The 19,306-nt window shown below is 71.9% G+C and carries 17 protein-coding genes; 14 read left to right on the top strand and 3 right to left on the bottom strand.

Features of this window, described 5'->3' with window-relative positions:
* Positions 1 to 139: 139 nt before the first annotated feature.
* Positions 140 to 844, bottom strand: a complete 705-nt coding sequence (locus tag AB0C84_RS18985; protein ID WP_361067644.1) for a GntR family transcriptional regulator — start codon at positions 842 to 844, stop codon at positions 140 to 142.
* 158 nt (positions 845 to 1,002) lie between these two features.
* Between AB0C84_RS18985 and AB0C84_RS18980 the strand changes: the two genes are divergently transcribed.
* The 12 genes from AB0C84_RS18980 (at position 1,003) to AB0C84_RS18925 (ending at position 17,146) form a co-directional block, all read left to right on the top strand.
* Complete coding sequence (locus AB0C84_RS18980; protein ID WP_361067641.1) at positions 1,003 to 2,232, top strand: NRAMP family divalent metal transporter; 1,230 nt, start codon at positions 1,003 to 1,005, stop codon at positions 2,230 to 2,232.
* Positions 2,233 to 2,239: 7 nt separating this feature from the next.
* Positions 2,240 to 2,848 carry an allophanate hydrolase subunit 1 gene (locus AB0C84_RS18975; RefSeq protein WP_361067638.1) on the top strand — a complete coding sequence of 203 codons (609 nt, stop codon included), beginning with the start codon at positions 2,240 to 2,242 and terminating at the stop codon, positions 2,846 to 2,848.
* Positions 2,849 to 2,864: 16 nt separating this feature from the next.
* The gene (locus tag AB0C84_RS18970; protein WP_361067635.1) at positions 2,865 to 3,755 is read left to right on the top strand and encodes a biotin-dependent carboxyltransferase family protein; all 891 of its coding nucleotides are present in this window, start codon (positions 2,865 to 2,867) and stop codon (positions 3,753 to 3,755) included.
* Complete coding sequence (locus tag AB0C84_RS18965; RefSeq protein WP_179847381.1) at positions 3,752 to 4,543, top strand: putative hydro-lyase; 792 nt, start codon at positions 3,752 to 3,754, stop codon at positions 4,541 to 4,543. Before AB0C84_RS18970 ends, AB0C84_RS18965 begins: the two co-directional genes overlap by 4 nt.
* Before the next feature lie 20 nt (positions 4,544 to 4,563).
* Positions 4,564 to 5,922 carry a cellulose binding domain-containing protein gene (locus AB0C84_RS18960; protein WP_361067632.1) on the top strand — a complete coding sequence of 453 codons (1,359 nt, stop codon included), beginning with the start codon at positions 4,564 to 4,566 and terminating at the stop codon, positions 5,920 to 5,922.
* A 316-nt stretch (positions 5,923 to 6,238) separates the two neighbouring features.
* Positions 6,239 to 7,525 (top strand): extracellular solute-binding protein, encoded by a 1,287-nt coding sequence (locus tag AB0C84_RS18955; RefSeq protein ID WP_179847383.1) that lies wholly within the window; start codon positions 6,239 to 6,241, stop codon positions 7,523 to 7,525.
* On the top strand, positions 7,522 to 8,436 hold the full coding sequence (locus AB0C84_RS18950; RefSeq protein ID WP_179847384.1) for a sugar ABC transporter permease: 915 nt from the start codon (positions 7,522 to 7,524) through the stop codon (positions 8,434 to 8,436). Before AB0C84_RS18955 ends, AB0C84_RS18950 begins: the two co-directional genes overlap by 4 nt.
* On the top strand, positions 8,433 to 9,326 hold the full coding sequence (locus AB0C84_RS18945; RefSeq protein WP_361067628.1) for a carbohydrate ABC transporter permease: 894 nt from the start codon (positions 8,433 to 8,435) through the stop codon (positions 9,324 to 9,326). Before AB0C84_RS18950 ends, AB0C84_RS18945 begins: the two co-directional genes overlap by 4 nt.
* On the top strand, positions 9,326 to 11,617 hold the full coding sequence (gene yicI, locus AB0C84_RS18940; RefSeq protein WP_361067625.1) for an alpha-xylosidase: 2,292 nt from the start codon (positions 9,326 to 9,328) through the stop codon (positions 11,615 to 11,617). Before AB0C84_RS18945 ends, yicI begins: the two co-directional genes overlap by 1 nt.
* Positions 11,617 to 12,981 (top strand): GH1 family beta-glucosidase, encoded by a 1,365-nt coding sequence (locus AB0C84_RS18935; RefSeq protein WP_361067622.1) that lies wholly within the window; start codon positions 11,617 to 11,619, stop codon positions 12,979 to 12,981. Before yicI ends, AB0C84_RS18935 begins: the two co-directional genes overlap by 1 nt.
* Before the next feature lie 63 nt (positions 12,982 to 13,044).
* Positions 13,045 to 14,052, top strand: coding sequence for a LacI family DNA-binding transcriptional regulator (locus AB0C84_RS18930; protein WP_179847388.1), 1,008 nt, complete (start codon positions 13,045 to 13,047; stop codon positions 14,050 to 14,052).
* 106 nt (positions 14,053 to 14,158) lie between these two features.
* Positions 14,159 to 17,146 (top strand): glycoside hydrolase family 3 C-terminal domain-containing protein, encoded by a 2,988-nt coding sequence (locus AB0C84_RS18925; RefSeq protein ID WP_361067619.1) that lies wholly within the window; start codon positions 14,159 to 14,161, stop codon positions 17,144 to 17,146.
* Between the two features lie 71 nt (positions 17,147 to 17,217).
* Here the strand turns inward: AB0C84_RS18925 and AB0C84_RS18920 are convergent, their stop codons facing one another.
* On the bottom strand, positions 17,218 to 17,697 hold the full coding sequence (locus AB0C84_RS18920) for a nuclear transport factor 2 family protein (RefSeq protein ID WP_361067616.1): 480 nt from the start codon (positions 17,695 to 17,697) through the stop codon (positions 17,218 to 17,220).
* Positions 17,698 to 17,979: 282 nt separating this feature from the next.
* Here AB0C84_RS18920 and AB0C84_RS18915 point away from each other — a divergent pair, with 282 nt between their 5' ends.
* Together AB0C84_RS18915 and AB0C84_RS18910 are read left to right on the top strand one after the other, a co-directional pair.
* On the top strand, positions 17,980 to 18,372 hold the full coding sequence (locus AB0C84_RS18915) for an SSI family serine proteinase inhibitor (protein ID WP_361067613.1): 393 nt from the start codon (positions 17,980 to 17,982) through the stop codon (positions 18,370 to 18,372).
* 72 nt (positions 18,373 to 18,444) lie between these two features.
* Positions 18,445 to 18,768: a hypothetical protein gene (locus AB0C84_RS18910; RefSeq protein ID WP_179847393.1), complete on the top strand. Its 324-nt coding sequence runs from the start codon at positions 18,445 to 18,447 to the stop codon at positions 18,766 to 18,768.
* An 18-nt stretch (positions 18,769 to 18,786) separates the two neighbouring features.
* On the opposite strand, the gene AB0C84_RS18905 is transcribed toward AB0C84_RS18910, so the two are convergent.
* On the bottom strand, positions 18,787 to 19,269 hold the full coding sequence (locus tag AB0C84_RS18905) for a nucleoside deaminase (RefSeq protein ID WP_339154296.1): 483 nt from the start codon (positions 19,267 to 19,269) through the stop codon (positions 18,787 to 18,789).
* Positions 19,270 to 19,306 lie beyond the last annotated feature (37 nt).

Raw genomic sequence — 19,306 nt, 5'->3', positions numbered from 1 at the left:
AGGACTCTGGACACGCATCTGCCAGCGCATCTGCGCCCTCAACGCCGCCATCTGGCACAACTGGCTCATCGACGCACCCGTCAAACGCTCCCTGATCGCCTACGACCACTGACCAACACCGATATTTCCCATCAACGATCTAGCGGGCCTCGTCGCGGTAGGCCCCGGTGAGCTGGGACTCCGCGTCGTCGAGGTAGGAGCGCAGCTCCCGCTCGGCCGCCGCGAGGTCGCCGCCCGCCATCAGGTCGTGGATCCGCCGGTTGCGGGCCAGGTAGGGCTCGTGGAACTCGCGCGGCGAGCCCATCTCGTGGAAGACCAGGCGCATCTCGGCCAGCAGGTGCCGGATCATCTCGTCCACCCGCGGGCTCCCCACCAGCGCGGCGATGGCCTGGTGGAAGCGGATGTCGGCGGTGCCGACGTCCGGCCAGCGCCCCGCGGCGGCGGCGCGCTCGCCGTCCAGGACCGCGGCCTCCACCCGGCCGAGCGACCCGGCGGGGGCCTCCCGCGCGCACCGCACGCCCTCGCACTCCAGGATCCGCCGGACCCGGTAGAGGTCGGCGAGGCCATCGGCGGTGACCCGGCGCACGAACACGCCCCGGTTGAACTCGTGGACGAGCAGCCGCTCCTGCGCGAGCAGCCGGAACGCCTCGCGCACGGTGTTGCGCGAGACCTTGAGGGCCTCGCCCAGCTCCTCCTCGCGGACGCGCTCGCCGGGGGCGAGCCGCCCGTCGGTGATCTGCTCGCGCAGCAGGCCGGCGATCCGCGCGGCGGTGCTGGTGCGGTCGAGGTCGTGCCGGGCGGCAGCGATGTCGGTCAGCCACGAGCCCTGCGCCGGCACGGGCATCAGCCACCTTCCGGGGGTAGGCGCGGGGAGCGCGCGCGGAGGTCTAGGGGCGGCCAGCCTATCCCCGGGGACGGAAAACTGCATCAACAGGTCTCTTGATGGATTGTTGAACAATCTCTACCCTTGCGGAAAGTCGAACCCCCTGGAAGGGCCCCGCCATGACGGACCCAGCGACCCTCGACACCCCCACGGAACCGGCCACCCGCTCGCGCCGCGCCGCGCTCACCGGCGCCATGTTCCTGATGGCCACCAGCGCCATCGGACCCGGCTTCATCACCCAGACCACGGTGTTCACCGCCAAGCTCGGCGCCGCGTTCGCGTTCGCGATCCTGGTGTCGGTGCTGGTGGACGTCGCCATCCAGCTGAACGTGTGGCGCGTCGTCGGCGTCTCGGGGATGCGCGCCCAGGAGCTCGGCAACCGCGTCCTGCCCGGCGCCGGGTACGGCCTCGCCGCGCTCGACGTGTTCGGCGGCCTGGTGTTCAACATCGGCAACGTCGCCGGCACCGCGCTCGGGCTGAACGCCCTGCTCGGCCTGGACGTCAAGATCGGCGGCGCGGTCTCCGCGCTGGCCGCCATCGCGATCTTCCTGGTCCGGCGGGCCGGCGTCGCGATGGACCGGATCGTCGTCGTGCTCGGCGCCGTGATGATCCTGCTGACCCTCTACGTCGCGTTCGTTTCCGAGCCGCCCCTCGGCGACGCGCTCCGCCAGAGCGTCGCGCCGGAGACCGTCGACTTCCTGGTCATCACCACGCTCATCGGCGGGACGGTCGGCGGCTACATCACCTACGCGGGCGCGCACCGCATGATCGAGTCCGGGGTGACCGGGCCGGACAACGTCAAGGAGATCAACCGCAGCGCCGTCACCGGGATCCTCGTCACCGGCCTGATGCGCGTGCTGCTGTTCCTCGCCGTGCTCGGCGTCGTCGCCGGCGGGGTGACCCTCGCCAAGGAGAACGCCCCCGCCTCGGCCTTCGAGAACGCGGCGGGCGAGGCCGGGCTGCGCGTCTTCGGCCTGATCATGTGGTCGGCGGCGATCACCTCGGTCATCGGCGCGTCCTACACCTCCGTGTCGTTCCTGGTGTCCTTCTCGTCCTTCGTCGAGCGGCACCGCAACCGGCTGGTCGTCGCGTTCATCCTCGTCTCGGCCGCCATCTACCTCGCGATCGGGACCGCTCCGGCGAAGCTGCTCGTCCTCGCGGGCGCGCTGAACGGGCTGATCCTGCCGTTCGGGCTCGCCGTGCTGCTGTGGGCGGCCGCCCGCCGCCGCGACCTGCTCGGCGGCCACCGGTACCCGCTCTGGCTCCTGGCCATCGGCGTGGCGGCCTGGCTGCTGTCGCTCTACCTGGGCTGGAACAGCCTGTCCGGGCTCGACGACCTGTGGAAGTGAGGGCGGGGTGCGGATCCTGCCGAACGGCGACGCGGCGCTGCTGGTCGAACTGCCGGACCTGCCGGACATGCTCGCCCTGTACGCGGCGCTCGCGGCGTCCCCGCCGCCCGGCGTCGCCGACCTCGTCCCGGCGGCCCGCACCCTGACCCTGCTGCTCGACCCGTCCGCCGACCCGTCCGCGGTCGCCGCCGCGGTGCGCGCCACCCGGCCGGGCACGGCGGACGGCGGCGCCGGCGAGGCGGAGATCCCCGTCGTCTACGACGGCGACGACCTCGCCGAGGTCGCCCGCCTCACCGGGCTCGCCCCGGACGAGGTCGTCGCCGCGCACACCGGGACCCCGTGGCGGGTCGCGTTCACCGGGTTCGCGCCCGGATTCGGCTACCTGGAGGGCGGCGACCCGCGGCTGGACGTCCCGCGCCGCGCGACGCCCCGCGTCCGCGTCCCGGCGGGCGCGGTCGGCCTCGCCGGTCGCTTCAGCGGCGTCTACCCGGTCGAGTCCCCGGGCGGCTGGCAGCTCATCGGGCGCACGGAGGCCGTCCTGTGGGACCTGGAACGCGACCCGCCCGCCCTGCTCCGCCCGGGGACGCGGGTCCGCTTCGTCCGGAGGGAACCATGAGGCTCCGGAGGGAACCATGAAGCGGGGCCTGGACGTTCTCCGCACAGGACCCCTGGCGACAGTCCAGGACCTGGGCCGCTCGGGTCACGCGGCGCTCGGCGTGGGGGTGTCGGGCGCCGCGGACCCGGGCTCGTTCCGCCTCGCCAACCGGCTGCTCGGCAACTCCGAGGGGGAGGCCGCTGTCGAGGTCACCTTCGGCGGCCTGCACGTGCGCTGCCGCGGCGGCGTGTTCGCCGCGGTGACCGGCGCGCCCGCCCCGCTCCTGGTGGACGGCCGTCCCGAGGCCCCCTACTCGGTCTTCCACATCCCGGACGGCGCCGAACTGCGGATGGGCGCCCCGCCCTCCGGCCTGCGCAGCTACCTGGCCGTGCGCGGCGGCGTCGCCGTCCCGCGCGTGCTCGGGTCGCGCTCCACCGACACGCTCTCCGGGCTCGGCCCCGCCCCGCTCAAGCCCGGCGACCTCCTTCCCGTCGGCGCGCCGCCCGCCGCCGCGCCGCTCCTGGACGCCGCGCCCGTCGCACCGCCGAGCGGCGGCGACATCGCGCTGCGCGCCGTGCCCGGTCCGCGCCACGACTGGTTCGCCCCCGGCGCGCTGGACGCCCTCTTCTCCGCCGCCTACACGGTGACCAGCGAGATCGACCGGGTCGGCATGCGCCTTGCCGGGCCGGGACTGGAGCACGCCGGGCGCGGCGAGCTGCCCAGCGAGGGGACGGTCACCGGGGCGCTGCAGGTCCCGCCGTCCGGGCGGCCGGTGCTGTTCCTCGCCGACCACCCGCTCACCGGCGGCTACCCCGTGATCGCGGTCGTCGCCTCCGCCGACATCGGACGCGCCGCCCAGGCCCGGCCCGGGCAGCGGCTCCGTTTCCGGCCGCACCCCGCACCGAACCTCCGGGAGGACAGACCATGACCGCACCCCTCGACCCGGGCGCGCTGACGCCGGACCAGGCGAGGGCCCTGTTCCGGGCCGGCCTGCGCGTCCCCACGTCCGGCTGGTGCGCCGGCTGGACGCAGGCGAACCTCATCGCCGTGCCGCGCGAGTACGCCTTCGACCTGCTGCTGTTCGCGCAGCGCAACCCCAAGCCGTGCCCCGTCCTGGACGTGACCGAGCCCGGCGAGGCCTCCTCCCCGCTGTTCGCCGGGGACCTGCGCACCGACCTGCCCGGCTATGTCGTCTACGAGCACGGGGAGCCGGTCGCCGAGGTGAGCGACGTGACCGGCCACTGGCGCGAGGACCTCGTCTCGTTCCTCATCGGATGCAGCTTCACGTTCGAGGACGCCCTCCGCGAGGCCGGCGTCCCCGTCCGGCACATCGAGCAGAACCGCAACGTCCCGATGTACCGGACGAACCGGATGTGCCGCCGCGCCGGCGAGTTCGGCGGCCCGCTCGTCGTCTCGATGCGCCCCGTCCCGGCCGCGCAGGTGGCCGACGCCGTGCGCGTGACGTCTCGGTACCCCTCCGTCCACGGCGCGCCCGTGCACGTCGGCGACCCCGTCGAACTCGGCATCGACGACCTGTCCGCGCCGGACTTCGGCGACCCGGTCGAGATCCGGGTCGACGAGATCCCGGTGTTCTGGGCCTGCGGCGTGACCCCGCAGGCGGCCGTGATGGCCTCCCGCCCCAAGCTCGCCATCGGGCACGCCCCCGGCCACATGGCGATCACCGACGCCCGCGACAGCCGCTACCTCGTTCCCTGAGCCCGGCATATTCTTCGTTCATGCCCGAGATCATCGCCCCGGGCGAACGCCTCGGGGGGCGCTACCGCATCGAGCGGCCTCTCGGCGCCGGCGGCATGGCGACCGTCTGGCGCGCGGTCGACACCGTCCTCGACCGCGCCGTCGCGGTCAAGGTCCCGAAGGACGGCGGACCCGAGGAGTTCTCGCGGCGCCTGCGCCAGGAGGCGCAGGCCGCCGCGGCCCTGACCCACCCGGGCATCACCGGCGTGTACGACTACGGCGAGCACCGGATCGGCCCGGAGGGGGCGCCGCGGCGCGGGTCGCGCCGCATCCCGTACGTGGTCATGGAACTGCTGGACGGCGAGAGCCTGGCCGTGCGCCTGTCGCGCGGCCCGCTGCCCTGGCGGGAGGCCGCCGGGATCTGCGCCCGGGTCGCCGACGCCCTGGCCGCGGCCCACGACGCCGGCATCGTGCACCGCGACATCAAGCCCGGGAACGTCTACCTCACCCCGGCCGAGGTGAAAGTCCTCGACTTCGGCATCGCGTTCACCGGGACGGCGGGCGGGCCGGTGATGGGCACGCCCGCCTACATGGCGCCCGAACTGGTGAGCGGGACGTCCCCGACCCCGGCGGCCGACGTCTACTCCCTGGGCGTCGTCCTGCACGAATGCCTGACCGGCGCGCCGCCCACGCCTTCGTCCTCCTTCCGGAAGGGCACCCCGGACGAGGTCGCCGCGCTCTGCCGCGACTGCCTCTCCCCGGACCCCGGCGCGCGCCCCACCGCCGCCGAAGCGGCCCGAATGCTGGCCGGCGCCTCCGGCGTCCAGCTCCACGCGCCGGGCGCCGCCGCACCCGCCGGCCTTCCGCCGCAGGACCTGCCTCGGAACCCGACCCGCGTCCTGGACGACCCTGGACCGGCCCGCCGAGGGCCCGGGCGGCCGCTGCTGATCGCCGGGATCGCGGCCGGGGCCCTGACCGCGCTGGCCGCGCTGCTGGCGGCCCTCGCGCCCGGCTCCTCCGACCAGGCCGGCGCGAGACCGCCGGCGACGTCCCCGACGGCGGGCCGGACGACGGCCGCGCCGGCCGCGTGCTCGGTGTCGTACCGCGTCGACGGGACGTGGCCGCGGGGCTTCCAGGCGACCGTCCGCATCACCAACCTCGGCGACGGCGCGATCGACGGCTGGACGCTGGGCTTCGCGTTCCCGGACGGGCAGGCGATCACCCAGCTGTGGAACGGCAGCCGCGCGCAGGACGGGGCGTCCGTCACGGTGACGGCGGCGGAGTGGAACCGGTCGATCCCGGCGCACGGCACGGCCGAGTTCGGGTTCCTCGGGAGCCAGGACGGCACGAACGGCGCGCCCTCGCGATTCACACTGAACGGCGCGGAGTGCCGGCGCTGAGCGGTGCTTATTGCAGTGCCCTCCTCCTTCGGGCCCTGAGGGCCCTCCATCGTCGGGCACTGCGGCGATCGCTGGCATCGCTCCGGCTCGCCTTGGCGGCTCGCTTCGCGATCAGATTCTTGCTTCGCTCGAATCTGCCTTCGGACGCGATCGCAGCGAGGGTGATGGGAGCGCTCCCAGTGTGTTGTCGCAGGTCAGTGGGCTTTTGGTCGAATTGATGTCGGTCTTCCTATTGTGTCGCGGCTGATCGAGGGCTTAGCATCCCGGCAATCGAAGCGCTTCGACAGGCGCTCGGTCCCACCCCGGAGGAAGACCCATGATCAAGGCAGGCAGGAGCGCGGCGGTGCTCGCCGCCCTTGCCGCGGCGGCGCTGTCGCTCACGGCGTGCGGCGGCGACGACGGCGGCGGCTCCGGTGGCAAGGAGCTCAAGCTCTGGCACTACGAGGCCCCCGACAGCGCCATGGGCAAGGCGTGGGACGAGGCGATCAAGGAGTTCGAGGCCACCCACCCCGGCGTCAAGGTGAAGTTCGAGGAGAAGGGCTTCGAGCAGATCCAGAAGACGGCGCCCATGGTCCTGAACTCCAAGGACGCGCCCGACGTCATGGAGTACAACAAGGGCAACGCGACCGCCGGCCTGCTCTCGAGGCAGGGCCTGCTCACCGATCTCACCCCCGAGGTCACCAAGCGGGGCTGGGACAAGCTGATCAGCCCGAACGTCCAGGTCACCGCCAAGTACGACGCCAAGGGCACGATGGGCGGCGACACATGGTACGGCGTCCCTGACTATGCGGAGTACCTGCAGGTCTACTACAACAAGGACCTGTTCAAGAAGAACGGCGTCGAGATCCCGACGACGTTCGCCGAGCTGACCGCCGCGATGGACGCGTTCGTCGCCAAGGGCGTCACGCCGCTGACCAACGCGGGCGCCGAGTACATGGCGCACCAGTTCGTCTACCAGCTCGCCCTCGACAAGGCCGACCGCTCCTGGGTGGACGCCTACCAGCGCTACACCGCCAAGACGAACTTCAACGACGCCGCCTGGACCTACGGCGCGACCACCTTCGCCGACTGGGTGAAGAAGGGCTACATCGCCAAGAGCTCCGTCAGCCTCAAGGCGGAGGACGCCGGCGTCGCCTTCATGAGCGGCAAGTTCCCCATGATGTTCTCCGGGAGCTGGTGGTTCGGACGGGTCGCCGCGGAGGCGAAGTTCGACTGGGAGACGGCCGTCTGGCCCGGCGCCAAGATGACGCTCGGCTCGGGCGGGAACCTCTGGGTCGTCCCCAAGGGGTCGAAGAACAAGCAGCTCGCCTACGACTTCATCGACATCACGATGAAGAAGAAGGCGCAGACCACCCTCGGCAACGCGGGCGGCGTGCCGGTCGCGGCGGACCCGTCCGCCATCACCGACGCCAAGGCCAAGAAGCTCATCGCCGACTTCGACGGGCTGTCCCGCTCCGACGGGCTCGCCTACTACCCGGACTGGCCGGTCGCCGGCTTCTACGACGCCTGGGTGGCGCAGACGCAGAAGCTCATGAACGGAACGGCGCCGGCCGAGGTCCTCGGCGGCATCCAGAAGACCTACGACGGCGGCCTGCCGAAGTGACGACGCCAGGCCGCGGCCGGTCGCGGGAGCAGTGGGGCTACCTGCCCTATCTGCTCCCCGGCCTGCTCCTGTTCACCGCCGTCATCGGGGTGCCGTTCCTGATGAACATCGGCACGAGCTTCACCGAGTGGACCGGCGTCGGCACCCCGGAGTGGATCGGGCTCGGCAACTACCGCGAGCTCGTGAAGGACGGGGAGTTCTGGGCCTCGTTCCGGCACAACGTCCTGATCATCGTCGGGATGGCGATCGTCCCGACGCTGATCGGGCTGGTGCTGGCCGCGGCGCTGACCGACCTGGTCGACCGGCACTTCGGGCCGCGCACCGCGAGCGTCCTGCGCGCCTGCGTCTACCTGCCGCAGGTGCTGCCGGTCGTCATCGCGGGCGTGGTGTGGAGCTGGCTGCTGGCCCCGGAGAACGGCGCGGTCAACGCGCTCCTGGACGCCGTGGGCCTCGGCTCCCTCGCGCACGACTGGCTCGGCGACCCGGCCACCGCCCTGTGGAGCGTCGTCGGCGTCATGGTCTGGATGCAGATCGGCTTCCCGCTGGTGATCTTCATGTCGGGCCTGCAGCGGGTCGACCCGTCGCTGTACGAGGCGGCGGAGATCGACGGCGCCTCGTGGTGGCGCCGGTTCCGGCACATCACGATCCCGCAGATCCGGCCGGAGATCTTCGTCGTGCTGCTGTGGACCACGATCGCGGCGCTGAAGGCCTTCCCGCAGATCTTCGTGCTGACCAAGGGCGGCCCGGGCGGGGCGACGAACGTGCCGTCCTACTACTCCTGGGTCAGCTTCTTCGAGAAGTCCGACGTCGGCTACGGCTCGGCGATCGCGACCGTGCTGACGCTGGTCATCGTCGCGCTGACCGTCGTCTTCCTGCGCCTGCAGGGACGCGACCTGGGGGAGGGCCGATGACCGCGACGCTCACGAGGAAGGCGGGCGCGCCGCCGCGCGACCGGCGGGGCGCTTCCCGCCGGGCCCGCCGCCGCGGCCCGTCGGCCTACGCGGTGCTGGTGGCGCTGGTCGCGCTCGCCGGCGTGATGCTGATCCCGTTCGTCGTGGTGGTCTTCAACGCGCTGAAGACGCCGCAGGAGTACTCGTCGAGCGGCCCGCTGTCGCCGCCGGACGGGTTCCACCTGGACGGCGTCCGCCAGTTCTGGGAGCGCGTCGACTTCGGGCACGTCCTGCTTAACAGCGCGCTCATCAGCGGCTCCGTCGCCGTCCTCGCCGTGCTGCTGTCGGTGTTCAACGCCTACGGGCTCGGCATCGGCAGGATCAAGGGGCGGATGTGGGTGCTCGCCCTGCTCCTGCTGGCGAACACGCTGCCGCAGGAGGCGCTCGTCTACCCGCTGTACTACATGTCGAAGCAGATCGGCCTGTACGACACCAGGCTCAGCGTGATCATCGTGTTCACGGTCATCCAGAGCGCGTTCGGCACCTACCTGCTGTCGTCGGTGATGGCGGCGTTCCCGCGCCCGCTGCTGGAGGCGGCGCGCATCGACGGCGCCGGACGGTGGCAGGTGCTGTGGCGGGTCGTCGTCCCGGTCGTCCGGCCGACCCTGTCGGTCCTGCTCGTGTTCTTCTTCGTGTGGACCTGGAACGAGTTCCTGATCCCCATGGTCTTCCTCATCTCCAACGAGAACCAGACGGTCTCGGTCGCCCTCGGCGTCCTGCAGGGCCAGCGCCTCATGGACGCCACCATGTCCAGCGCGGCGTCGCTCCTCGGCCTGCTCCCGACCGTCGCGTTCTTCCTCATCTTCCAGCGCACTCTTTCGCGCGGACTGACGGCGGGGGCCATCAAATAATGAAGTTCAGCGACGGCTACTGGATGCTGCGCGAGGGTGTGCGGGCGTCGCATCCGGTGGAGGTCCTCGACGTGGACGCCGGACCCGGCGCGTTCACGGTGCACGCGCCGGTGCAGCGGATCCGGCACCGGGGAGACCTGCTCAAGGGGCCGGTGGTGACGGTGACGTGCGAGTCGCCGATGCCGGACGTCATCGGTGTCACCCTCACCCATTTCGCGGGGGAGAGGCGCCGCGGCCCCGACTTCGAGCTGGCCGCCGACCCGACGGGGGAGGTGCGCGTGGACGAGGAGGCGGCGACGCTGACGTCCGGCGCCCTCTCGGTCAGGGTCCGGCGCACGGGGGAGTGGGGCGTCGACTTCCTCGCGGAGGGGCGCCGCCTGACCGGCAGCGCGCCCAAGGCGCAGGCCGTTATCGACACCGACGACGGCCGCCACTACGTGCGGGAGCAGCTCGACCTCGGCGTCGACCACTTCGTCTACGGGCTGGGCGAACGGTTCGGTCCGCTGGTGAAGAACGGCCAGGCCGTGGACGTGTGGAACGCCGACGGCGGAACGGCGAGCGAGCAGGCGTACAAGAACGTGCCGTTCTATCTGACCAACGCGGGGTACGGCGTCTTCGTCGACCATCCCGGGCGGGTCTCGTTCGAGGTGGCGTCGGAGGCCGTCGCCCGGACGCAGTTCAGCGTCGAGGGCCAGTCGATGCGGTACTTCGTCATCTACGGGCCGTCGCCGAAGGAGATCCTCCGCAAGTACACGGCGCTCACCGGACGGCCCGCGCGGCTGCCCGACTGGTCGTTCGGGCTGTGGCTGTCCACCTCGTTCACGACCTCCTATGACGAGGAGACGGTCACCTCGTTCATCGAGGGGATGGCGTCGCGTGACCTGCCGCTCAGCGTCTTCCATTTCGACTGTTTCTGGATGCGCGAGTTCCAGTGGTGCGATTTCGAATGGGACCCGCGGGTGTTCCCCGACCCGGAGGGGATGCTGCGCCGGCTGCGGGACCGCGGCCTGCGGGTCTGCGTCTGGATCAACCCCTACATCGGGCAGCGCTCGCCGCTGTTCGAGGAGGGGCGCTCGCGCGGCTACCTGCTGAACCGGCCGGACGGGGACGTGTGGCAGTGGGACAAGTGGCAGCCCGGCCTGGCCGTCGTCGACTTCACCAACCCCGAAGCGCGGGAATGGTACGCGGGGAAGCTGGAAGCGCTGCTCGACATGGGCGTGGACTGCTTCAAGACCGACTTCGGCGAACGCATCCCCACCGACGTCGTCTACCACGACGGGTCCGACCCGGAACGGGCGCACAACTACTACACCTACCTCTACAACCAGACCGTTTTCGATCTGCTCCGCAAGAAGCGCGGTGAGGGCGAGGCGGTGGTCTTCGCCCGGTCCGCCACGACCGGCGGCCAGCGCTTTCCCGTGCACTGGGGCGGTGACGCCGAATCGACCTTCGAGGCGATGGGGGAGAGCCTGCGCGGCGGCCTTTCCCTGGGCATGTCCGGGTTCGGCTACTGGAGCCACGACATCGGCGGCTTCGAGGGGACGCCCGATCCGGCGCTGTTCAAGCGGTGGATCGCGTTCGGGCTGCTGTCCTCGCACAGCCGCCTGCACGGCAGCCATTCCTACCGGGTGCCGTGGCTGTTCGACGAGGAGTCGGTGGACGTCCTGCGGCACTTCACCCGCCTCAAACTGCGGCTGATGCCCTACCTGGCCGGCGCGGCCCGCCAGGCGTACGGGGAGGGACTGCCGATGATGCGCGCGATGGTCGTCGACTTCCCGGACGACCCCGCCTGCACGCATCTGGAACGCCAGTACATGCTGGGCGACGACCTGCTCGTCGCGCCGGTGTTCTCCTCCGATGGTGAGGTCGCCTACTACGTGCCGGAGGGTGTGTGGACGCACTACCTCACCGGCGAGCGGGTCGAGGGCGGCCGCTGGGTTCGTGAACGGCACGGGTTCGACGGCGTCCCGCTTCTGGTCCGTCCGGGTGCGGTCGTTCCGGAGGGCGCGGTGGACGACCGTCCCGACTACGACCATGCCGACGGCGTCACGTTGCGCGTGTACGAGCCCGCCGACGGGGCCACCGTCGTCACCCAGGTCGGTGACACCACGTTCTCGACGGTGAGAAACGGTGAAACCCTGCGCGTGACAGGTGACGGAACCTGGAACGTCCTTCTCGTCAACGCGCGTGCGGCCGCGGTCGAGGGCGGAGAGCCGTCAGACCATCCGCACGGTGTCCTCGTCAAGGCGACCGGTGGCGAACTGGTCATCACCATCGAAGAGGAGAGCTGATGGGGTTCCCGGAAGGGTTCCTGTGGGGAGCGGCCACCGCCGCCTACCAGATCGAGGGCGCGGCCCAGGAGGACGGTCGCGCGCCGTCCATCTGGGACACGTTCAGCCACACCCCGGGCAAGGTCCTGAACGGCGACACCGGCGACGTCGCCACGGACCACTACCACCGGTGGGAGGAGGACCTCGCGACGATGGCCGAGCTCGGCATCGGCGCCTACCGGTTCTCCATCTCCTGGTCGCGGGTCCTGCCGGACGGGAAGCCCAGCCCCAAGGGCATGGACTTCTACTCCCGCCTGGTCGACGGGCTGCTCGACCACGGCATCGCCCCGGTCGCCACGCTCTACCACTGGGACCTGCCCCAGGCGCTGGAGGACGCGGGCGGCTGGCCGGACCGCGACACGCCCCGCCGGTTCGCCGACTACGCCGAGCGCGTCGGGCGCGTCCTCGGCGACCGCGTCCACACCTGGACGACGCTGAACGAGCCGTGGTGCTCGGCGTTCCTCGGCTACGCCTCCGGCGTGCACGCCCCCGGCCGCACCGACCCGGTCGCCGCGCTCACCGCCGCGCACCACCTGAACCTCGCGCACGGCCTGGCGGTCCGCGCGCTGCGCGGCGTGGCGTCGCCGTCCGCGCGGCACTCGGTCACGCTCAACCTGCACCACCTGCGCGGCGACGCGGAGGCGGTCCGGCGGGTGGACGCCGTCGCCAACCGCGTGTTCCTCGACCCGATGCTGGGCAACGGGTACCCCGCCGACCTGCTGGAGGACACGGCGTCCCTCACCGACTGGGGCTTCCTGCGCGACGGGGACGAGGACATCATCGCCGCGCCGCTCGACGTCCTGGGCGTCAACTACTACTCGCCCACCCTCGTGCGGGACTGGGACGGCGCAGGCCCCCGCGCGCACGCGGACGGCCACCGCAGGGGCGCGGCCAGTCCGTTCGTCGGCTGCGACGCCGTCGAGTTCGCCGAGCAGCCCGGCCCCCGCACCGAGATGGGCTGGCCGATCGACGCGAACGGCATGGAGGAGCTCCTCCTGCGGCTGCGCCGCGAGTACCCGGACACCCCGCTGATGGTCACCGAGAACGGCGCCGCGTTCGCCGACGCGGTGGACGGCGACGGCCGCGTCCGGGACGACCGGCGCATCGCCTACCTGCGCGACCACATCGCCGCGGTCGAGAGGGCGTGCCAGGCGGGAGCCGACGTCCGCGGCTACTTCGCCTGGTCGCTGCTGGACAACTTCGAGTGGGCCTACGGGTACTCCAAGCGCTTCGGCCTCGTCCACGTCGACTACGCCACCGGCGAGCGCACCTGGAAGGACAGCGCCCGCTGGTACCGCGACGCCATCGCCCGCGGCCCCTCGTGACGCCCGCGCGCGGGGTTACGATCATTCGCACTCTGAACGGCTTCGAGGACGACGGGACGGTCCGTGGTCAAGATCACTGATGTGGCGCGGCACGCGGGAGTGTCGCCGAGCACGGTCTCCTACGTGCTGAGCGGGAAGCGCTCGATCTCCGAGGAGACCCGGCGGCGGGTCCGCGAGAGCATCCGCGAGCTCGGCTACCGGCCGCACGCGGGCGCCCGCGCGCTCGCCAGCAGCCGCTCCAACGTGCTGGCGCTGATGATCCCGCTGCGCTCCGGCATCGCCGTGCCCGTCGTCATGCAGTTCGCCGTCTCCGTCGTCACCGCCGCGCGCCGCCACGACCACGACGTCCTGCTGCTCACCCAGGAGGAGGGCGAGGACGGGCTGCGGCGCGTCGCCGACAGCGCCCTGGTCGACGCGCTGATCGTCATGGACGTCCAGATGCGGGACCCGCGGCTGCCGCTGCTGCGCTCCCTGGACCGGCCGAGCGTGCTCATCGGCTTCCCCGCCGACGCGGGCGACCTCACCTGCATCGACCTCGACTTCCACGCCGCCGGCGCGATCTGCGTCCAGCACCTCGCCGGGCTCGGCCACCGGGAGATCGTGCTGATCGGCTCGCCGCCCGAGGTGTACGCGCGGCAGACCGGCTACGCCCAGCGGGTCGCCGACGGGTTCGCCGCCGCGGTCGGCGAGCACGGGCTGACCGGCGACGTCCACCCGTGCGAGGCGACCGCGGACGCGGCCCGCGCGCTCGTCGCCCGGCTCCTCGCCGAGCGTCCCGGCCTCACCGGCGTCCTCGTCCACAACGAGCCGGTCGTCGGCCCCGTGGTGCGGGCGCTGCGCGCGGCGGGCCGGCGCGTCCCCGAGGACGTGTCCGTCGTCGCGCTGTGCCCGGACGAGATGGCCGAGCACGCCGAGCCGCCCCTGACGTCGGTGGCGATCCCCGCCGAGGAGGTCGGCGGGCGCGCCGTGGAACTGCTGATGTCCAAGCTCGACGGCGTGCCCGTGCCCGCCGCGACCCTGCTCCCGCCCACCCTGACCGCGCGCGCCAGCAGCGCGCCCGCGCCCCGCTGAGGGGCGGTCCCCGACACGCTGCCAAAGGAGGGAAGGGGCCCTTTCCGCCCCCGCTATCGAAGCGCTTCGACACCATTGCTCGGGGGATGTTCCAGAAGGAGATCCGTTGCATCGAACCCGTCGCAACCCCCGTTCCCCCGGCCGGCGCAGCCGGTCGCTGACCCTCGTCCTCGCCGCCGCGCTGGCGGCCCCCCTCGCGTGGACGGCGCCCGCCGCGGCCCGCGAGGCCTACCCGTTCCGCGACCCGCGGCTGCCCGTCCAGGCCCGGGTGGACGACCTGGTCGGACGGCTCACGCTCGACGAGAAGATCTCGCTGCTGCACCAGTACCAGCCCGCCATCCCGCGGCTCGGCATCGGCCGGTTCAAGACGGGCACCGAGGCCCTGCACGGCGTCGCGTGGTCGACCGACGTCCACAACGGCGGCGCCGTCGTGACCGCGAAGGGGACCGTGTTCCCGCAGTCGGTCGGGCTCGGCGCGACCTGGGACCCGGCCCTGATGAAAAGGATCGGCTCGGCCGTCGGCGACGAGGCCCGCGGCTACAACAGCGAGAACCCCGACGTCTGGGGCCTGCAACTGTGGGCCCCGGTCGTGAACCTGCTCCGCGACCCCCGCTGGGGGCGCAACGAGGAGGGCTACTCCGAGGACCCGCTGCTCACCGGCCTGCTCGCCACCGCGTACGGCCGCGGGATGCAGGGCGACGACCCCGAGCACCTCAAGGCGGCGCCGGTCCTCAAGCACTACATGGCCAACAACAACGAGGTCCGCCGCGACCAGACGTCCTCCAGCCTGCCGCCGCGGGTGCGCAAGGAGTACGACGAGGTCCCCTTCCAGATGCCGCTGGCCCGCGACGCCGCGACCGGGATCATGACGTCGTACAACCTCGTCAACGGCCGTCCCGCCACGGTCACCCCCGACGCCGGCGGGCTCGTCCGCTCCTGGTCGGACCGGACGCTGTTCAACGTCACCGACGCGGGCGCCCCGAACAACCTCGTCGGGTCCCAGAAGTACCACCCCGACCTCGCCACCGGCGACGCCGCGATCCTCAAGGCGGGCGTGGACAGCTTCACCACTGACGACACGAACTCGTCCATCACCGTGAACGCGGTCAAGGAGGCGCTGTCGCGCGGGCTGCTCACCGAACCCGACATCGACCGGGCGGCGGAGCACATCATGAGCGTCCGGGTCCGGCTCGGCGAGTTCGACCCGGGCGGCGGCCCCTACGGGAAGATCACCAAGGACGTGGTGGACGGACCGGCGCACCGGGCGCTGGCCCGCACGGCCGCCGCGGAGCAGATGGTGCTGCTGAAGAACCAGCGGAAGCTCCTGCCGCTCTCGCGACAGAAGGTCGCGGTCGTGGGGCCGCTGTCGAACACCATCTACACCGACTGGTACTCCGGCTCGCTGCCCTACAAGGTCACGCCGCTGGACGGCATCAGGAAGCGCGCCGGCGCGGTGACCTCCAGCGAGGGCGTCGACCGCATCGCCCTGAAGGACGTGAAGACCGGCAAGTACATCGCCGGTGGAACGGGCTCCGGCGGGGTTCTGAAGACCGGGCCCGCCTCGTCCTCCGACGCCACGACGCAGTTCGACGTGTTCGACTGGGGCCAGGGCGTCGTGACCCTGCGCAGCGCCGCCAACGGTAAGACGGTCGGCCGCTACAACTGGGGCGACACCTTCGCCAACGACCAGGACCAGCCGAACGGATGGTTCGTCCAGCAGATGTTCGAGCTGGAGAAGCAGGACGGCGGCGACTACCTGCTCCGCTACGCCGGGTACGAGAAGGCCTACGACTGGGCCGACCCGGCGAAGACCTACGTGAAGGCGCAGGACGACGGAACGCTCGCCCTCACCACGAAGGCCGAGGCGTCCCGCTTCTCCAAGGACGTCGTCAGCAGCGGTGTGGACTCCGCGGTGAAGGCCGTGACGGGCGCCGGAGCCGCCGTCGTCGTGGTCGGCAGCATGCCGTTCATCAACGGCCGCGAGGACCACGACCGCACCTCGATGGCCCTTGCCGAAGGGCAGTCGGAACTCGTCAAGGCCGTCCGCAAGGCGAACCCGAACACGGTCGTGGTGGTGGAGAACAGCTACCCCACGACGCTCGACTGGGAGCAGGAGAACGTCCCGGCGATCCTGTGGACGAGCCACGCCGGAGCCGAGACGGGCAACGCCCTGGCGTCCCTGCTGTTCGGCGACGAGAGCCCCTCGGGCAAGCTGCCGCAGACCTGGTACCGCTCCGGCGCCGCCCTGCCCGACATCCTCGACTACGACATCATCAAGTCGGACCGGACGTACCAGTACTACAAGGGCAAGCCGCTCTACCCGTTCGGCCACGGACTGTCCTACACCACGTTCCGGTACGGCCAGCCGCGCCTCAGCGCCCGCTCCGTCGGACGCGACGGGACGGTGACCGTCACGGTCCCGGTGACCAACACCGGCGGGAAGGCAGGGGACGAGGTCGTTCAGCTCTACACGCACCAGCGGGAGTCGCGGGTGAAGCAGCCGGTGAAGAGGCTGCGCGCCTTCGCCAGGGTCCACGCCGCCCCCGGGCAGACGGTGACGGCGGAGCTCCGGCTCAACGCGTCGGACCTCGCCGTCTGGGACGTTACGCGCGGCAGGTGGGCGGTCGAGAAGTCGAAGCACGACCTGCTCATCGGCTCCTCGTCCACCGACGTCCGGCGGCGCGCGGTCCTCGACGTGCGCGGAGAGACGATCCCCGCCCGCGACCTCGCCGAGCCGACCCGCGCCGCCGACTTCGACGACCAGAGCGGCGTCCGGCTGGTCGACGAGACGAAGACGTCCGGTGACGCGGTGACCGGTGCGCCCGGTTCCTGGCTGAAGTTCGCGGACGCGGCCCTCGGCTCGTCCACCGGCAGGATCACCGCTCGCGTGGCGGGCACGTCCGCGACCACCATCGAGGTCCGCTTGGACCGCCCGGACGGCCCCCTCGCCGGGACCCTCACCGTCCCGTCCACGGCCGATGCCTACAGCTACAAGGAGATCAGCGCACCACTGACCGGAACCCGCGGAAACCACGACGTCTACCTGGTCCTCAAGGGCGAGACCCGCCTGAGCGCCTTCTCCATGACCCGCTGACCCTTTCCTGGCGCGAGGGGCGTGACCTCACAGGTTCGCGCCCCTCAGCGCCTGGCGGGCGTCGGTGGTGCCTACCCCTGGTGAGGTGACGAGCTGTGGGACGGGAGGTTCTCGGGGCGGCGGAGGTGGTGGGTCAGGTCGCCCGCCAGGTCGAGGGTGATGCGGCGGGCGGTGAAGTGCCAGCGGCCGCCGGTGCGGGTGAAGGCGTCGTCGTAGGTGCCGCAGGCGATGGGCTGGAGGGGGAGGCCCGGGACGGCCTGGAGGACGGTGTAGTACGCCTTGGACGTCGCCGTGCCCGCCTCCTCGTCCACCTCGACGGCGAGGTTCGTGGTGACGTGCTTGGTGCGGAGGGTGCCGTCGGGGTGGACGATCACGGTCCGCTCGAACATCGCCGCGATCGCCTCGCCGCCGCGCAGGGTGCCGCCGCTGCCGGTGAACGAGGCGTCGGCGAACAGGTCGCGGATGCCCGGGAAGTCGGCGCCGTCCACGCACGCGGCGTAGCGGTGGACGAGGTTGGCGATGGCCTGGTGGCTCGGCTGGTCGGCGGGCATGGGCCTGATCCTGGCGCACGGCCGGGGCGGCTCGGCGGGCCGGGTCCCGGTGGACGGGACGGCGCGGATAGCACACCCGGCGGGCAATTCACCACATATTGGCATTGCACATTCCGGCAGACGTGATTTAAGAATGAACGGGTGGCCGGTGTGGGACGTGGAATGGCCTTGTTTGAGGGAGTTTGTGGCACCTAATGTCTGGATGCGGCGGGACATCCACCACCATTCGATGCCCCGCCGGCCATTGCCGCAGATCGCGGTGGGCAATCCAGGGAGGAAGACATGCACATGTCGCGTGCCCGTTTCCGGTGGGCGGCCGTTCTGGCCGGAATGGCGATGATCGCCCCGGCCGTGCCGGCCCGGGCGGACGGCCCGGCCGGCGCCTACCTGCTCACGGTGGTGCCGCGGAGCGGTCCCGCCACCACGCGGACCCTGTGGTGCGACCCGGACGGAGGGACGCACGGCGCCGCGCCCCAGGCCTGCGACCAGCTCGAAGCCGCCGGCGGCGAGATCGGGCTCGTTCCCGCGCGGCCGGGCCCGTGCACGCTGGAGCACGCGCCCGTCACGCTGATCGCGAACGGCGTCTGGCACGGAACCGCCCGGCATTTCACGCGGACGTATGCGAACCGGTGCCTCGCCGTGCGCGCCACCGGTGGAATCCTTTTCGGCGAGTAACCCACGATCTGCGGGCCGCCGGAATGGGGAGCGGGGTGCTGTCCGGCGGCCCGCGCAAAAGGAGAGAGAGCCATGCTCGCCCACATCGGGCCGGACGTGCTGGTCACCTACGAGCGTTCCGGGGGTTTCGCCGGAATTCACCAGAAAGTTACCGTGGACAGGTCGGGAACGGCGCTCGTCAATGACGAGAAGGTCGCGGTCGGCGCGGAGGAGATGCGCGGCCTGGAGGACGCGCTGAGCCGCGTCGTCACCACCGGGTCCTCGTCCGCGGGCTGCCAGGTGGCCGACCACTTCACCTACACGCTCACCTACCGCGGGCACCGGGCGACCCGGTGCTGGCTGCCGTCCGACTGGCGCGACGCCGTCGAGCGGCTGGAGGCACTGACCGGGCCGTGAGCCCTGGGGTCGCCGCCCTCAGGCGGAGGCGCGCGTGTGCAGCTCGCGCATCGTCGCTTCGAGGGCGGCGACCGGGCCGTCCACCGGGACGCCCGGCGCCACCTCCCGCACCGGGATGGCGTTGACCGGCCCGGCCTCGGCGCCCAGCTCGGTGCGCAGGGCCACGAGCTGCCGCGACGACATGATGTAGACGATCCGGCCGAGGCCGACCCAGGCATGCGCGGCCGAGCACATCGGGCAGTGCTCGCCCGAGGTGTAGACGGTGGCCGCCGCGCGCTCGTCCGGCGTCAGGTGGTTCGCCGCCCACCGCGCGATCTCGAACTCGGGGTGGCGGGTCTGGTCGCCGTCCGCCGTGCGGTTGCGGTCCTCGAACAGGACCTCGCCGGACGCCGACACCAGCACGGACCCGAACGGCTCGTCGGCCGACTCCAGCGCCTCCCGCGCGAGCTCCACGCAGCGGTCGAGGAAGACGCGCTCGGCGGCGGTCGGTTCGTAGGCCATGTCTGAGCTCCTTGCCCGCGGGACGACTCGCACGATC

Source organism: Actinomadura sp. NPDC048955 (assembly GCF_040649435.1).
Taxonomy (GTDB): Bacteria; Actinomycetota; Actinomycetes; order Streptosporangiales; family Streptosporangiaceae; genus Spirillospora; species Spirillospora luteofluorescens.
The sequence above is the reverse complement of the archived record's forward strand: the minus strand, read 5'-3'. Positions and strand labels throughout refer to the sequence as shown.

Excerpts from the sequence above, each read along its gene's own strand:
- AB0C84_RS18985 (WP_361067644.1), bottom strand. The coding sequence starts at position 844 with ATGCCCGTGCCGGCGCAGGGCTCGTGGCTGACCGACATCGCTGCCGCC.
- AB0C84_RS18980 (WP_361067641.1), top strand. The coding sequence starts at position 1,003 with ATGACGGACCCAGCGACCCTCGACACCCCCACGGAACCGGCCACCCGC.
- AB0C84_RS18970 (WP_361067635.1), top strand. The coding sequence starts at position 2,865 with ATGAAGCGGGGCCTGGACGTTCTCCGCACAGGACCCCTGGCGACAGTC.
- AB0C84_RS18965 (WP_179847381.1), top strand. The coding sequence starts at position 3,752 with ATGACCGCACCCCTCGACCCGGGCGCGCTGACGCCGGACCAGGCGAGG.
- AB0C84_RS18960 (WP_361067632.1), top strand. The coding sequence starts at position 4,564 with ATGCCCGAGATCATCGCCCCGGGCGAACGCCTCGGGGGGCGCTACCGC.
- AB0C84_RS18955 (WP_179847383.1), top strand. The coding sequence starts at position 6,239 with ATGATCAAGGCAGGCAGGAGCGCGGCGGTGCTCGCCGCCCTTGCCGCG.
- AB0C84_RS18945 (WP_361067628.1), top strand. The coding sequence starts at position 8,433 with ATGACCGCGACGCTCACGAGGAAGGCGGGCGCGCCGCCGCGCGACCGG.
- yicI (WP_361067625.1), top strand. The coding sequence starts at position 9,326 with ATGAAGTTCAGCGACGGCTACTGGATGCTGCGCGAGGGTGTGCGGGCG.
- AB0C84_RS18935 (WP_361067622.1), top strand. The coding sequence starts at position 11,617 with ATGGGGTTCCCGGAAGGGTTCCTGTGGGGAGCGGCCACCGCCGCCTAC.
- AB0C84_RS18920 (WP_361067616.1), bottom strand. The coding sequence starts at position 17,697 with ATGCCCGCCGACCAGCCGAGCCACCAGGCCATCGCCAACCTCGTCCAC.
- AB0C84_RS18915 (WP_361067613.1), top strand. The coding sequence starts at position 17,980 with ATGCACATGTCGCGTGCCCGTTTCCGGTGGGCGGCCGTTCTGGCCGGA.
- AB0C84_RS18910 (WP_179847393.1), top strand. The coding sequence starts at position 18,445 with ATGCTCGCCCACATCGGGCCGGACGTGCTGGTCACCTACGAGCGTTCC.
- AB0C84_RS18905 (WP_339154296.1), bottom strand. The coding sequence starts at position 19,269 with ATGGCCTACGAACCGACCGCCGCCGAGCGCGTCTTCCTCGACCGCTGC.